13 protein-coding genes are annotated in these 15011 nt (G+C 65.7%); 6 read left to right on the top strand and 7 right to left on the bottom strand.

The genetic code is table 11. The features are described 5' to 3' along the window. Positions 1–83: 83 nt before the first annotated feature. From ACN0SE_RS08565 to ACN0SE_RS08550, 4 genes are all read right to left on the bottom strand, one after another. Positions 84–602: a bactofilin family protein gene (locus ACN0SE_RS08565; protein ID WP_417524100.1), complete on the bottom strand. Its 519-nt coding sequence runs from the start codon at positions 600–602 to the stop codon at positions 84–86. After that, the gene (locus ACN0SE_RS08560; RefSeq protein ID WP_417524099.1) at positions 592–1905 is read right to left on the bottom strand and encodes a DUF5930 domain-containing protein; all 1314 of its coding nucleotides are present in this window, start codon (positions 1903–1905) and stop codon (positions 592–594) included. The genes ACN0SE_RS08565 and ACN0SE_RS08560 overlap by 11 nt, the downstream gene beginning before the upstream one ends. 217 nt (positions 1906–2122) lie before the next feature. Beyond that, positions 2123–2941: a ferritin-like domain-containing protein gene (locus ACN0SE_RS08555; protein ID WP_417524098.1), complete on the bottom strand. Its 819-nt coding sequence runs from the start codon at positions 2939–2941 to the stop codon at positions 2123–2125. Beyond that, positions 2938–3411: a peroxiredoxin gene (locus tag ACN0SE_RS08550; RefSeq protein ID WP_417524097.1), complete on the bottom strand. Its 474-nt coding sequence runs from the start codon at positions 3409–3411 to the stop codon at positions 2938–2940. Before ACN0SE_RS08550 ends, ACN0SE_RS08555 begins: the two co-directional genes overlap by 4 nt. Before the next feature lie 227 nt (positions 3412–3638). Here ACN0SE_RS08550 and ACN0SE_RS08545 point away from each other — a divergent pair, with 227 nt between their 5' ends. Then, positions 3639–6866, top strand: a complete 3228-nt coding sequence (locus tag ACN0SE_RS08545) for a DUF3971 domain-containing protein (protein WP_417524096.1) — start codon at positions 3639–3641, stop codon at positions 6864–6866. A gap of 462 nt (positions 6867–7328) precedes the next feature. Here the strand turns inward: ACN0SE_RS08545 and guaA are convergent, their stop codons facing one another. After that, the gene (gene guaA, locus ACN0SE_RS08540) at positions 7329–8900 is read right to left on the bottom strand and encodes a glutamine-hydrolyzing GMP synthase (RefSeq protein WP_417524095.1); all 1572 of its coding nucleotides are present in this window, start codon (positions 8898–8900) and stop codon (positions 7329–7331) included. A gap of 759 nt (positions 8901–9659) precedes the next feature. Further along, entirely contained in the window at positions 9660–10358 is a 699-nt protein-coding gene (locus tag ACN0SE_RS08535) for a DUF2270 domain-containing protein (RefSeq protein ID WP_417524094.1), read from the bottom strand. Positions 10359–10495: 137 nt separating this feature from the next. Between ACN0SE_RS08535 and ACN0SE_RS08530 the strand changes: the two genes are divergently transcribed. The 3 genes from ACN0SE_RS08530 to ACN0SE_RS08520 all read left to right on the top strand — a co-directional run bounded on the left by ACN0SE_RS08530 (position 10496) and on the right by ACN0SE_RS08520 (position 12890). Further along, positions 10496–10843, top strand: coding sequence for a Lin0512 family protein (locus tag ACN0SE_RS08530; protein WP_417524093.1), 348 nt, complete (start codon positions 10496–10498; stop codon positions 10841–10843). Further along, a complete protein-coding gene (locus tag ACN0SE_RS08525; RefSeq protein WP_417524092.1) occupies positions 10840–11202 on the top strand; it encodes a Lin0512 family protein in 363 nt (120 codons plus the stop codon). Before ACN0SE_RS08530 ends, ACN0SE_RS08525 begins: the two co-directional genes overlap by 4 nt. Before the next feature lie 143 nt (positions 11203–11345). Continuing rightward, positions 11346–12890, top strand: a complete 1545-nt coding sequence (locus tag ACN0SE_RS08520; RefSeq protein WP_417524091.1) for a trimethylamine methyltransferase family protein — start codon at positions 11346–11348, stop codon at positions 12888–12890. Positions 12891–12896: 6 nt separating this feature from the next. Here ACN0SE_RS08520 and ACN0SE_RS08515 read toward each other — a convergent pair whose 3' ends face one another. After that, on the bottom strand, positions 12897–13181 hold the full coding sequence (locus tag ACN0SE_RS08515; RefSeq protein ID WP_417524090.1) for a DUF6477 family protein: 285 nt from the start codon (positions 13179–13181) through the stop codon (positions 12897–12899). 206 nt (positions 13182–13387) lie between these two features. On the opposite strand from ACN0SE_RS08515, the gene ACN0SE_RS08510 reads away from it, so the two are divergent. Continuing rightward, positions 13388–14515: a DUF6456 domain-containing protein gene (locus ACN0SE_RS08510; RefSeq protein WP_417524089.1), complete on the top strand. Its 1128-nt coding sequence runs from the start codon at positions 13388–13390 to the stop codon at positions 14513–14515. A gap of 184 nt (positions 14516–14699) precedes the next feature. Further along, positions 14700–15011, top strand: a 312-nt coding sequence (locus ACN0SE_RS08505; protein ID WP_417524088.1) for a helix-turn-helix domain-containing protein, incomplete at its 3' end; no start/stop codon positions are given.

Here is a 15011-nt window from a genome sequence, read left to right as displayed (position 1 = left end):
GCTTCAAGATCGCCGCGTAACCTCAAGCCTTGAAACGAAAAAGGCCCCGCAATCGCGGGGCCTTCGAACGTCTGGAAAAGAGCTTACTGGCCGGAGGGGCGCTGCTGCTGCTGTTGCTGCTGCGGCTGTGCCGGCGCCTTGCCCTTGGCATTCAGCGGATCGTCCTGACGCTGCACCGACCCTTCGAAGTGGGCGCCGCTCTCGATCGCGATGGTCTTGTGGATGATGTCGCCCTCGACCCGCGCGGTCGCGGTCAGGCGGACCTTGAGGCCGCGCACGCGGCCGACGATGCGGCCATTGACGACGACGTCATCGGCGACGCATTCGCCCTTGATGGTCGCGGTCTCGCCGATGGTCAGCAGGTGGGCGCGGATATCGCCTTCGACAGTGCCTTCTACCTGGATGTCGCCGGTGGTCTTCATGTTGCCGACGACGTGCAGATCGGCCGAAAGGACCGATGCCGGCGGCTTGGCCTTGGGCGCGGAAGAGGGCTTGTATTCGGGCTGTGGAGGCATTGTAGGCTTCTTCTGTTCTGCGGCCGCAGGTCTTGCAGCGTCATCGGCCTTGGGGCCGGGCTCATTGATTTTGCTTTTAGAAAACATCTTTCGCAGCCTTCAGATAAATCATTGGATTGACGGCTTTGCCGCCAACACGGACCTCATAGTGCAGATGCGTGCCGGTGGAGCGTCCTGTGTTTCCCATATCACCGATGCGATCACCGCGCGAGACCCTTTGGCCCTTCTTCACGTGGATTTTCGACATATGCGCATAGCGTGTCTCGATGCCGAACTCATGCTGGATCTTGACCAGCTTGCCATAGCCCGACTGCCAGCCGGCGTGAATGACCACGCCATCGGCGGTGGAATAGATCGGCGTGCCATGCGGGCCGGCGAAATCGGCACCGGCGTGCAGCCGGCCCCAGCGATAGCCGAAGCCACTGGTAAAGCGGTAGGAATCCTTGAGCGGATTGGCAAAGGGCGCCTTGGCGGCGGCGATGCGATAGAGGTTGAGCCGATCCATCTGGTTGAGGATGCGATTGGCGCGCTTGCTGTCCTCGGTCAGATCGCCGCCCTTGGTCGAGAAGCTGAGCGGCATCAGCGGGCCGCCCTGGCCGGAATAGCCGGCGCGTACCTTGTTGAGGATGTTGTCGGGGTTCATGCCGGCGGCCTTGAACATCTTGTCGAGCGGCGTCACCGAAATGGTCATTGCCTCTTCGAGCTGGCGGAAGATGGCGTCGTTCTTCTCTTCCATGCTGCGCAGTTCGGTGGCCATGGCATCGGCGGCGATCAGCGCCTGCTGCGCGTCGGCAACCACGCGGTCCCGTTCCTTGGCGGTGCGTTCCAGCGCGGTGGCCAGAAGATCGACGGTCTCGCTGTCGGCGCCGCCGGACTGGCCGGGCAGGGGGCCGCCGTTTTCCATCGCCGACTGCAGCGCGGCATATTCGGATTCGACCACCTTCTTGTTGGTCATCACTTCGCGCAGGGTTGCCTGGACCACCTCGATGCCGGTTTCCAGCTCGCGGCGGCGAATTTCCGATCCGAGCAGCTCGGATTGCATCACCGAGATGCGTTCGAGCGCGGAATTGAAGCGTTCCTGGGCGGCGAGGGCGTCAGCGGCGCGGGCGTCGCGTTCCTGGCTGAGCGAATTGAGGCGGGACATGTAGGTCTGCTGGTCGCGACGAGCCTGTTCGCGGAAGTTGCCGGCACCGATCGAATCCATCAGCAGGATCGCGGTGGCGATGATCGACCAGGCGATCACCAGACCCGAGCCGGCAAAGGCGATGAACTGGGTTTCGGGTTTCAGCCGGATGAACCGGGTGTCGGTGTCCGATCGCAAAAACAGGCGGCGTTCCGGAAAATACCGTTCCAGGATCGCATGAGTCTTGATTGCTAGCCGTGTCCGCACCGCAGCTGTCCCTTTATAGTTCTTTCAAGCGGTGCGTTGTCCCCAGCACCTTGCTTGCCCCTAGGCTTCCTTAACCAGACCTTTACACCCGTGCAAGTTTGCAAGTCTTTTGCCTCGGCAAAGCGGCGCTCAAATGGGCCAATGGGCGAAAAATTGCCGATATCGGAAGGGTTTGCGTTACGTAAGGCATGCCGTCCGGCAACCGCAAGCTGCCGGCTCAGACGGTGCCTTCTTCGGTCAGCGGCCAGTAGAAATCCGGCGGGATTCCGGCCTCGGCGCGCTTTTCCTCGTTGAAAGGTGGCTTCAGCGGGCCCTTGAAGTATTTCGTGACAAGCTGGTGAAAGACGTCCTTGGGGTCGAGGTCGTGGCGACCGCAGAGAAAGTGGAACCACTTCGAGCCATAGGCCACATGCGCCACCTCTTCGCGGTAGATCACCTGCAACGCCTCGACCGCCTGTGTCGCGCCGGCCTTTTCGAAGATCGCGATCATGCCCGGCGTCACGTCGAGCCCGCGCGCCTCGAGCACCATGGGCACCACCGCCAGCCGGCCGAGGATGTCGTCGACGGTGTCCTCGGCGGCGCGCCACATGCCGGCATGGGCGGGCAGGGCACCGTAGAAACTGCCCTCGGATTCAAGGCAATCACACATCAGGTTGAAGTGCTTGGACTCGTCATCCGCCGCCTTGACCCAGTCATCGTAGAATCCGGGTGGCATGTGCGTTTCCGTAAAGCGCGAGATGATATCCCAGTGCAGATCGACGGCGTTAAGTTCGATATGTGCAACCGCATGCAGCAGCGCGATGCGCCCGGCAGGGCTGCCGGGCTTGCGTTTGGGCACGTCGCGGGGCGACAGCAGCTCGGGTTTGTCGGGCCGTGCCGGGCGCAGTGGCGGGCTGGCCTGACCGACCGGCAGAAGTGTGTCCGCGGCCCGTGCCGCCAGCCAGGTGGCGGCATGCTGGCGCGACAGACGGGTCTTTTCGCGACCGTCGGCGGTGCTCAGCACCTCGACCGCCATCTCGGCCAGGCATTTACTCATAGGGCGCGCACCGCCTCGAGCACCTCTACGGCATGGCCGTCGACCTTGACATTGCGCCACTCGCGCGCCAGCCGGCCCTCGCCGTCGATCAGGAAGGTCGAACGCACGATGCCCATGAAGGTCTTGCCGTACATCTTCTTTTCCTGCCAGACGCCGAAAGTTTCGGCGATATCCGTAGCTTCGTCGGACAGAAGCGGTACAGTCAGCTCATGTTTCGCAACGAACTTGTCGTGACTTTGAACCGAATCCTTGGAAATCCCGAAGACCTTCGCCCCCGCCGCCTCGAATTCGGGCTTCAGGCGGGAAAAGGCGATCGCCTCTTTCGTGCACCCCGAGGTCAGGTCGCGGGGGTAGAAGAACAGCACCACCGGGGCCGGGCGCAGCGCGCTCAGCGCCACGTCGTCGCCACCGTCGCGGGGCAGGGTGATGTCCGGCACGATTTCGCCGGTTTGAAGGATGCCAGTGCTCATGTGATCCGCTTTCCCTTGGTTGCCGGGCCTACACCCAATATTAGGGCGGGGCAGGCCAGAAAAACAAACGCTTGTCAAATCCCTGGAGGCCGCCAGAGCCGGTGAGCAGCGCACAAGAAGATACGCCCCCGGTTCCGTCCGGGGACGCCCCTGCCGAAACGCGGGCTGGACGCGAGAAGCGCCCGGCGCCGCGCAAGCGGGTCATCGTGGCGTGGGCCGCGGTGCGCATGGTAGTCTGGACGGCGCTGGTGCTGGGCGGGCTGGCGCTTGGGGTGCTGTCACTGCTGGGCAAGCCGCTGGATGCGCCGGATTGGCTGCGCGCCGAGATCGAGGCGCGGATCGCCCGTCAGATGCCGGGGTTCGAGCTGAACTTCGACGAGATGACGCTGTTCGTTCAGCGCGACCTGCGGCCCGAGATTTCGCTCTCGAACGTCGAATTGCGTCAGGCCGGCACCGGGCGGCGACTGATCGAGCTGTCGCGGGCCGACGTCAAGATCTCGCGCCGCGCCATGTTTCAGGGCCAGATCCAGCCGCGCAGCGTCTCGGTGGCGGGGGTTTTCCTGCGGTTGAAACGCGGTGCCGATGGGGCCTTTGACGTGGCCTTCGGCGACGGGTTGGGCGGCGCCGGCATCGGGCTGAACGGGCTGGTCGGTACGGTCGATGACATCCTCTACATGCCGCATTTCTCGGCCCTGCAGGAGGTCGAGATCAACGCCGTCACCCTGCAATATCAGGACGCCCGCGCGCGCCGCACCTGGACCGTCGATGGCGGCCGGCTGGCGCTGTCGCGGGAATCCGAGATCCTGCAGATGCGCGGTGATTTTGCCCTGCTCAGCGGCCGCTCCTACGCCGCCACGCTCGAGGTCTTTGGCGAAAGCGCCATCGGTTCGAATGCCGTCAGCCTTGGCGTCAGCGTCACCGACGTGGCCTCTGGCGATATCGCCAGCCAGAGCGCCGCGCTGGCCTGGCTGGGGGTGCTGCGGGCGCCGATTTCGGGTTCCTTGCGGACCTCGTTCCTCGATGACGGCACGCTGGGGCGGCTGAGCGCGACGCTCAGCATTGGCGAAGGCGTGGTGCAGCCCAGCGATGCGACGCGGCCGATCCCGTTTTCCTCGGCGCGGACCTATTTCACCTATGACCCCTCCGAGGAAACCCTGCGCTTCAACGAGATCGCGGTGGTCAGCGACTGGCTCAATGCCAGCGGCGACGGCACGGCGATCCTTGAAGAGAACGCCCGCGGCCGGCCCTCGGCACTGCAGGGGCAGGTCAGCCTCGGCGGTATCAGCGCCAACCCGGTGGGCCTGTTTGACGCGCCGCACGAGCTGACCTCGGCGGCGCTGGATTTCCACCTGGCGCTTGATCCTTTCGTGCTGCGCATCGGGCGGCTGGCGCTGTCTGACACCCGCCGGACCCTGCGGGCGCGCGGCCGGGTGGCCGCCGCGCCCGAAGGCTGGGACATCTCGGTCATGGGCCAGCTCGACGCGATCACGCCCGAGCGGCTGCTGGGCTTCTGGCCCGCGCGGTTCAAACCCAAGACCCGCAACTGGATTGCCGACAACGTGCTCGAAGGCAGCCTGCGCAACCTCGCGGTGCGGCTCAGGGCCTATCCGCAGGGCGGCCCGCCAGAGCTGTTCGTCAGCGCCGAGCTGGCGGGGGCCAAGGTCCGCTTCATGCGGAACCTGCCGCCGGTGACCGAGGCGGCCGGGCTGTTGCAGTTCGAGGACAGTCGCCTTTCTGTCAGCGTCGATCGCGGTCAGCTGGTGGCCGAGGAGGGCGGCGTGGTCAATGTCGCCGGCACGGTCTTTACCATTCCCGACGTGCGGGTGCGGCAGGGCCCGGCGCAGGTGAAGCTGAGCGCCTCCGGGCCGCTGCACGCGGCACTCTGGCTGCTCAACCAGCCGCCGATGTCGGCGCTGGACAAGGCCGGGCGGCCGGTGGACCTGGCCGAAGGGCGGGTGCAGGCGACCGGGCAGATCGACTTTCCCCTGAAGCGCAAGCCTGCGCCGGGCGAGGTGCAGTTTGCCGTCGAAGGCCGGGGGTTCGACGTGTCGAGCGGCCAGATCGTGCCGGGCAAGGTGATCTCGGCCAGCGCGCTCAATTTCACCGCCAGCAACGATCACCTGCAGATCGCCGGCAAGGGCACGCTGGACGGTGTGCCTTTTGATGGCAGCTGGAAGACCGGCCTTGGCCCCGGCGCGGCCGAGGCCGGGTCGACGGTGGTGGCAGATGTGACGCTGTCGCCAGAGGGGCTCGACGCTTTCGACATTGCCCTGCCGCCTGGCTCGGTCTCGGGGCGCGGCCGCGGGCGGCTGGAGTTGGCGCTGGCCAAGGGGCGGGCGCCGAAGTTCACGCTGACCTCCGATCTGGCGGGGCTGGGGCTGCGGCTCGATGCCATCGGCTGGTCGATGGGGCAGACGACCACCGGCAGGCTGGCGCTGGAGGGGACCCTGGGCAAACCGGTGCGCATCGACAGGCTGGCGCTGAACGGCCCGGGCCTCGACCTCGAAGGCCGGCTGACCCTGCGCGAGGGCGGCGGGCTGCAATCGCTGGCGATCAGCCGGTTGCGCGCCGGCAACTGGCTCGATGCGCCGGTCACGCTGACCGGTCGCGGCCGCGGCGCGGCGCCGGCGGTGCAGATCTCCGGCGGGCGGATCGACATGCGCAACGCGCCCTTTGCCTCGACACGGGGCAGTGGCGGGTCCGGCGGCGCGGCGCCGGGACCGCTGGTGCTGGCGCCCGATCGGCTGCAGATCACCGATGGCATCGTGCTGTCGGATTTCCGCGGCGATTTTGCCTTGAGCGGTGGGTTGCAGGGCGAGTTCCAGGCGCGGCTGAACGGCGGCGTGCCGCTGCGCGGCAGCGTCAGCCCGACCAGCAAGGGCAGCCGCTTCGTGATCAAGGCCGACGACGCCGGCGCGGTGCTGCGCGACGCCGGGCTGGTCAAGAACGTGCACGGCGGCAGCTTTCACCTCAAGCTGGTGCCGACCGGAGCGACGGGCACCTTCGATGGCGAGCTCGACATCCGCAACACACGGCTGCGCAATGCCCCGGTGATGGCCGAGCTGCTGAGCGCGATCTCGGTGATCGGCCTGCTCGAGCAGCTGGGCGGCCAGGGTATCTCCTTTCCCGAGGTCGAGGCGCGGTTCCGGCTGACGCCGAAGCAGGTGATCCTGACCCGGTCGAGCGCTGTGGGCCCGTCGATGGGGATCACCCTCGACGGCTATTACGATCTGGCGAGCCAGACGATGGACATGCAGGGCGTGCTGTCGCCGATCTACGTGGTGAATTTCGTGGGCCAGCTGTTTTCGCGCAAGGGCGAGGGGCTGTTCGGGTTCAACTTCAATCTGCGGGGCAAGGCTTCGGCGCCGCAGATCTCGGTCAATCCGCTGTCGGCTCTGACGCCGGGGATGTTCAGGGAGATCTTCCGGCGGCCGGTGCCGACACTGCCGGAATAGGGATGGTCAGAGCGCTTCAAGCGCGGAACAAGGCCGCAGGCCGCCGCGCCATCGCCGGGCCGCCCCTATGGCCCGGCGATTGGGTGACGTAAGCGCGCCGCACGTTGGTAGCGCGCCAGTGGCAGATATAAAATGGGCAGAACCAGCGTTGGTTCGCCGCGCCGCGGCCCGACGATGGCGCGGCTTGTGTGGTGGGTCTGGTGCAAGGCGCGGAGCCAGACCAAAGGCCGCCGCGCCATCGCCATGCTGAAAGCATGCCTTTGGCATGACCCGCCCCCACGGCACGGCGATTGGGTGACGTAGGCGCGCCGTTCATTCAAAGCGCGCCAGTGGTGGGGATAAAGCGCACAGACCAGCCGATGGCTCGCCGCGCCGCGGCCCGGTGATGGCGCGGCGCGTACTGAAACGACAAACGCCCCCGCGACGGATCGCGAGGGCGTTGGCAAATGCCTGACTAAAGGCTCATTCCCACTCGATCGTGCCCGGTGGCTTCGAGGTCACGTCATAGGTCACCCGGTTGATCCCCTTGACCTCGTTGATGATCCGCGTCGCGGTTTCGCCCAGGAAATCATGGCTGAACGGATAGTAATCCGCCGTCATCCCGTCGACGCTCGTGACCGCGCGCAAGGCACAGGCGAAATCATAGGTCCGGCCGTCGCCCATCACGCCGACGGTCCGCACCGGCAGGATCGCCACGAAAGCCTGCCAGATCTCGTCGTAGAGACCGTGCTTGCGGATCTGGTCGATATAGACCGCGTCCGCCTTGCGCAGGATTTCGAGCTTCTCGCGGGTGATCTCGCCGGGGCAGCGGATCGCGAGGCCGGGACCGGGGAAGGGATGGCGGCCGATGAAGGACGCGGGCAGGCCCAGTTCGTGGCCCAGGGCGCGCACCTCGTCCTTGAAGAGCTCGCGCAGCGGCTCGACCAGTTTCAGGCCCATCTTTTCGGGCAGACCGCCAACATTGTGGTGCGACTTGATCGTCACAGAGGGCCCGCCGGAGAAGGACACCGATTCGATCACGTCGGGGTAGAGCGTGCCCTGAGCGAGGAATTCAGCGCCCTCGATCTCGCCGGCGTATTTCTGGAAGACGTCGATGAAGAGCTTGCCGATGATCTTGCGCTTGGTCTCGGGATCGCTCTGGCCCTCGAGTTCGCCGAGGAAGAGCTCGGCCTCGTCGGCATGGATCAGCGGGATGTTGTAGTTGTCGCGGAACATCGTCACGACTTCGTCGGCCTCGTTCTGCCGCAGCAGACCGTGGTCGACAAAGACGCAAGTGAGCTGGTCGCCGATCGCCTCGTGGATCAGCACCGCCGCGACCGAACTGTCGACACCGCCGGACAGGCCGCAGATCACCTTCTTGTCGCCGACCTGTTCGCGGATCTTGCGGATCGCCTCGTCGCGATAGGCATCCATGGTCCAGTCGCCGGTGAAGCCTGCGTCGCGAATGAAGTTCTCGTAGAGCGTCTTGCCGTTGGGCGTGTGGTGCACTTCGGGGTGGAACTGCACCGCGTAGAACCGCCGCTCGAGATCGGCGGTCACCGCGAAGGGCGCGCCGGGAGAGGTGCCGTAGACCTGGAAACCGGGCGCGATTTCAGAAACGTGGTCGCCGTGGCTCATCCAGACCTGCTCGCGGCCGGAGCCATCCATGAACCAGCCGGTCAGCAGATCGGGCCGGGTCTCGGTGGGGGTCACCCAGGCGCGGCCGAACTCGGCCGTGGCATGTTCGCCGGCCTCGACCTTGCCGCCGAGGTCCTGCATCATGACCTGCTGGCCATAGCAGATGCCAAGGATCGGCACGCCCAGCTCGTAGACCGATTTCGGCGGCCGGGGCGAGCCCTCGCGCATCACCGAATCCGGCCCGCCGGAAAAGATCACGGCCTTGGGCGCGAAGTCGGCCAGAAAGCCGTCGGTCACGTTCTGGTAGGGGTGGATTTCGCAATAGACATTCAGCTCTCGCAGGCGGCGCGCAATCAGCTGCGTCACCTGGCTGCCGAAGTCGATGATCAGAAGGCGGTCATGGGTCTCGGGTGTCATGTGAGCGCTTTAGGCGGCTGCGGGGGAGAGGGCAAGAGTGTCAATGCGTTTTGGGCGGTGAGGAGGTCCCGGATCGGGGTCCGGGACGGCGTCGGGATTGTGGCCGGCGCGGAATCAAGGCCGTCAGGCCGCCGCGCCATCGTCATGCCAGAGGCATGCCTTCGGCATGACCCGCCCCCGAGGGGGGCGATTTGGTTGAGGTAGGAGCATCGCTCGGAGCATCTCCGGATTTGGCTGGGATGAAGTACTGCCGAACAGATGTGGGAACGCCACCCCATGGGTCGGCGATCGCGCGGCTTGGGAGTTTGGGCTGGCGGTGAGGTCCCGCATCGGGGTCCGGGACGGCGGTGGGATTGTGGTCAGGCGCGGAATCAAGGCCGCAGGCCGCCGCGCCATCGCCGACCCGCCCCCCGGGGCGGCGATTTGTCTGAGCTGAGTGCCTCGATCTGATCTTTTGCGGACTTGACTGGGATAAAGTGCTGTCGAACAGAGGTGGGAACGCCACCCCGCGGGTCGGCGATGGCGCGGCTTTGGGGGTTTGGGCTGGCGGTTAGGTCCCGGATCGGGGTCCGGGACGACGGAGTCACGTCCTTGGCGCGGCATCAAGGCCGCAGGCCGCTGCGCCATCGCCGACCCGCCCCCCGGGGCGGAGATGGCGCGGCTTGAGTGGTATGGCTGGCGGGGAGGTCCCGGATCAAGTCCGGGACGGCGGTGGGGCGGGGGGAGGGCACAGGAACAAGAGCCACGGCCTGCTGCTTGTCACCCCATGGAATCCGACCTCGGCCGCCGCCTTTGCGCCGCGCGTCTGGCGTCGCGGCGGTAGGACCAGATCGCCAGTCCGGTCCAGGTCGTCACGTAGAGCATCCCGCCGGCGATCAGGACCTCGCCGGGGATCGGGCCCACGTCGGCGCGGTTGATCGCCTGGCTCCAGCCGGTGATCGGCGTCGGATGCACCGCGATCTTGCCGGCAAAGGCCAGCGTCTGGATCAGCAGGATCCACAGGTAGTTCGACCGGATGCGCCGCCCGATCGCCACCAGAAAGGACACGTGGTAGCGCGGCCGCAGGTAATCCTCGGCCAGGGTCTTCTGCCAGTTCTCCTCGAGATGCAGGTCGCCGTCATAGAGCATCGGCGCGTAGAAATGGTTCTCGAGCCAGCGGCACCGCGCCCGCCAGACGTTGAAATAGCGATAGCGCCGCGCCTCCAGAAACAGGAACAGCATGATCAAGACGCCCACCAGCACCAGTGGCAGGGGCGAGGCCTCTGGCGAGGAGAAGGAGATCGACAGCGCCACCCCCAGCGTCACCACCGACCAGTTGGTCGTGGTGTCCAGCCGCGTCCGCCAGATCGTGCTGCGATAGACCTCGCCGCGATAAAGGTGTGCCACCGCCGTGATTTCCGGCGATGTCAGTGTCTTGCGTTCGTCTCGCGTCGTCCGGGCCTCGGTCTGGGTCGTCATTGCGCCACCGTTCCTGCCCGCTCCCCGCGCTCATCATGCACATTGCCCTTGTGCGGGTCAAAGGGTCCTGCGGCGATTCAGCGTTGACCTCGGGCGGCGCTTCGTGCCTGCCTGCCGCCATCATCACGGAGACCTTCATGGAACGGATACTGACGGAATTCGGCATGGGCACCTCGCTGCGGCGCGGCGATTACACCCAGGCGGCGAAACGCGCGGTGGAAAACGCGCTGTGGCACAATTCGATCAATGCGGCCGAGCTCTTCGGGTTCGACAAGAGCGACATGCGGATCGCGGTGCAGATCGCCGTGCAACGCCCCGAGGCGGTGGACGTGGCGACGGTGGCTGCGGTCTTTCCCTATGGCGCGCCGCAGGTCACCGTGGTGGCGGGCGGGCTCGACATTCCGCGCCCCGAGGGCGAGGGCAATCCGACGGTGATCGCCCATGTGGCGTTGACGGTGTCGTTCGACATGGAGCGGGTGGCATGAGACGGCTGATCATCGAGATGGGGCAGGGCGTCGACCTGCACGGGCGGGATTACACCAAGGCCGCAGGCCGGGCGATCGACGACGCGCTGCGCCACTCCAGCCTGCATATCGTCAAAACGCTGAAGCTGCCCCCCGACGATGTACAGATCAAGGTGACGCTGGGCGTGCAACAGCCCACGGTAGTAGAGACCGAGGGGCTCAAGGCGAAGTTCCCCTTCGGCAAGGTGACGATCACCGCCGTGTCCGGTGGCATGGACCTGATCCATGACGATGGCGACACTCAGGTGGTGGCCAGCGCCGCGATCGAGGTCTTTCTGCCGGAACAGAGCGGCTGGCGACTGCGGGAATCGGGCAGGTGAGACACGCCTGAGTCGCGACTGACCCGAGCCCCATGTCGTTTTCCCGCCTCAAAGGGCGGATTCCCCACACGCGCGTTGAGGAGCCTGCTGTAAATCCGGGGTAACCACCGGCAGACGCCCGGGAAAGACGAAAGGGTGAGCATATGTCAGACGTAGCAGGCCGCAGACGGGCCCGGGGCGGAGGCGGCGCGGCACGACGCGCGGCCCGGTCGGCCGTGAGCTTCGAGACCGCGAAATACATCGAGCGCAACATCCCGAATTTCGAGGTGCTGACCGAAGAGGCGCTCGAGATCATCGAGACCAACGCCGAGACCCTGCTGGAAGAGATCGGCGTCAACTTCGTCAACAACCCCGCCGCCTGTGCGCTGTGGAAAGAGGCCGGTGCCGATGTTCAGGGCGAGCGGGTGCACATCCCGCGCGGGTTGGCGCGCAAGCTCTGCGCCACCGCGCCGCGCGAATTCACCCAGCACGCCCGCAACCCCGAGCGCAACGTGGTGATCGGCGGTCGCAATCTCGTGCTCGCGCCGGTCTACGGCCCGCCCTTCGTGCGCGACATGGCCGGCGGCCGCCGCTACGCGACGATGGAGGATTTCCGCAAGTTCGTGAAGCTGGGCTACATGTCCAAGTGGCTGCACCATTCCGGCGGCACGGTCTGCGAGCCCACCGACGTGGCGGTGAACAAGCGTCACCTCGACATGCTGCACGCCCATATGACGCTCTCGGACAAGCCGTTCATGGGCTCGGTGACCGAGCCGTCGCGGGCACAGGATTCGGTCGATATGTGCGAGATCCTCTTCGGCAAGGATTTCGTGCAGGAAAACACCGTGATGACCTCGCTCATCAACGTCAACTCGCCGATGACGTTCGACGACGTGATGATGGGCGCACTCGAGGTCTATGCGAAAAACAACCAGGCCTGCATCATCTCGCCCTTCATCGTCGGCGGCGCCATGGCGCCGGTTTCGGTGGTAGGCACGCTGACCCAGGTGCTGGCCGAGGTGCTGGCCGGGATCGCCTATTCGCAGATGGTCCGCCCCGGCGCGCCGATCATCTTCGGCACCTTCGTGACCTCGATCGACATGGGGTCTGGCGCCCCCACCTTCGGCACGCCAGAGGCCAGCCAGATCCTCTATGGCGCAGGCCAGCTGGCGCGACGCATGGGGCTGCCCTATCGCTCTGGCGGCGGGCTCTGCGGTTCGAAACTGCCCGATGCCCAGGCCGCCTACGAGAGCGCCAATACGCTCAACGCCGCGCTGCTCGGTGGTGTCAACTTCATGCTGCACGCCTGCGGCTGGCTCGAAGGCGGGCTGGTGTCGAGCTTCGAGAAATTCGTGATGGATGCCGATCAGCTCGGCACCCTGCACAAGATGGCCGCCGGCATCGCCATCGACGACAATGCCCAGGCGATGGACGCGATCCGCGAGGTCGGCCCCGGCGGCCATTACCTCGGCTGCGCCCACACCCAGGCAAATTTCCAGGATGCCTTCTGGAAGACCCAGCTGCTCGATTACAAACCCTTCGAGACCTGGGACGAAGAGGGCGCGCGCGATACCATGACGCTGGCCGCCGAACGGGTCGAGCGGATGCTGAACGACTATCAGCAACCGATGATCGATCCCGGCGTGAACGAGGCCCTGGCCGGCTATGTCGCCAACAAGAAGGCCTCGATGCGCGATTCCTTTACCTGATCGCGCTCAGGCGGCGGGGCGCATCAGCTGCGCCTCGCCCATCATTGCCACCAGAACCTCGACATGGCGCGCCACGCTGTAGCTGGCGCATTTGCGCAGGCGCGCGTCGTTGAGATCGGTCTCGATCTCTATCAGCCGGATCAGCGCGGGGCCGGCACGGCGCGGCGGCTCGGTGCCGAGCGAGCGGCGCAGGTGCACCTCGCGGCGGTAATCGGCCAGACCGGCACGGGCGGCCCGGATCAGCAACCGGGGGCGGCGCAGCTTGCGCAGAAGGGTCAGGGCGTCTTGCATGGCGTGTCCTCTCGCTCGACATGGTTTCGTCAAGGCTTGCACACTTTTTACGGGTGTTGCGCCCGGCCACTCCGGAGAGTGCGCCGCCCTCAGATTTGTTTATCCTTTAGAAACAATGATGTCCTACATGCGGCAACTGTTAACCAATGAGTAACCTTGTCGCCTTTAGGTTGTGGATATCTTGAAGAAAACGTGGGATAGGTGCCTTGCACAAGAACGAGACCGGATCCTCGCAGATCATCGATTGGCCCGCTGCCCGGGCTTGGCCCGGCTGGGTGCCTGACGCCGCTGCGCATTACATCCGGCACGTGGAACATGGTCTCTCGCTGCGCGAACTGGCGCGACTCTCCGGGTGCCATCCCTCCACCGTTCTGCGCCAGGTCAGGCGGCTCGAAAGCCGTCGGGACGATCCCCTTGTCGATGCCGCGCTGCGACAGCTCGGAAAGACCACCACCGCAAAGGCGTCTTCTGCGAAAGGCGATACAATGGCGGCTCACTCACGGATCGATTGCTCCCAGACCGATGACGAAACGCTCGACCGCGAGGCTCGGCGCATCCTGCGCCGCCTGAGTGAAAGCGGCGCCGTGCTGGCGGTGGTGCCTGACATGGAAAAAGCCGTGGTGGTCCGCGACACCGCCTCTGGCACCACCCAGCGGACGGCGGTGGTCGATACTCACATTGCCGAGGCGCTGGCGCTGAAGGAATGGATTGCCTGCAAGGTGCCGGGGCGGATCGCGCGCTATCACATCACGCCGGCCGGTCGCGCCGCGCTGAGCCAGCTCCTGGCGCAGGAGGAAAGCAGCCTGCAGACCGGCACCCCGCGCGGGCCGGGCATGGCCGAGGCGCAGGCGCCCTTTTCCGCCGCCACGCCCGATAGCGCGCCGCCGCGCAAACGCATCCGCTACAGCGCCAACGAAACCCCGCTGACCCTGCTGGCCCGGCGCCGCGACAAGGAGGGCGAACGCTTTCTGAGCGACGATCTGGTCGCCGCCGGCGAACGCCTGCGCGAGGATTTCGAAATCGCCAGCATGGCGCCGCGCACCACCCAGAATTGGGACAGCTTCCTGACCGGCGGCACCCAGGGCCACGGCGCAGGCGAGGGGCCCCTGGCCAGTACCGAGGCGCGCCGCCGCGTCGCCGGTGCCCTGCGCGATCTCGGCCCCGGCCTCGGCGACGTGGCGCTGCGCTGCTGCTGCTATCTCGAAGGGCTCGAGGTGACCGAGAAACGCATGGGCTGGTCGGCCCGCTCGGGCAAGATCGTGCTGCGCATCGCCCTGCAGCGCCTGCGCCGCTTCTACGACGAGGTGCAGGGCGGTGACACGCTGATTGGCTGAGGCCCAATAGGCCGGCGTGTATAGCACACTGAGATGCATGCAATGGATGTGATACATGCAGGCGGTTAGATATTCCTTTACATAACTCGGTCGCTGGCTCAGGTTTATTTTCAAAAGGCGCGCGCTACCTTGAAGTGCGACTCCTATTAGAAACCAATGGGTTATCTAATGAGGAGATTGTGCCATGGGAGCTGTCTACACGCAACTGAGCCTGAAAGAACGCCGGAGGATCGAGGATTGGTGGCATGCAAAGGTCCCCGTCCGTGAGATGGCGCGCGTTCTGCGACGCTCGAAAGCAACCATCCACCGCGAGATCAAACGCAATTTTTGGGCCGACGAAACCTTGCCAAGGAAGTACGCGGGCTACTTCGGCTCCGCCGCTCATCAGCAGTCGCAGAGGCGCCGAACGGTTCAGCGCAAGCTGATCCGGCACCCGGAACTCTGCAAGAGCGTCGTGGCTCGGATCAAGCAAGGCCCCCTTTCGGGGTTTGCCTCG

Origin of the sequence: Marinovum sp. (assembly GCF_048263515.1) — a bacterium.
Classification (GTDB): domain Bacteria; phylum Pseudomonadota; class Alphaproteobacteria; order Rhodobacterales; family Rhodobacteraceae; genus Marinovum.
The sequence above is the reverse complement of the archived record's forward strand: the minus strand, read 5'-3'. Positions and strand labels throughout refer to the sequence as shown.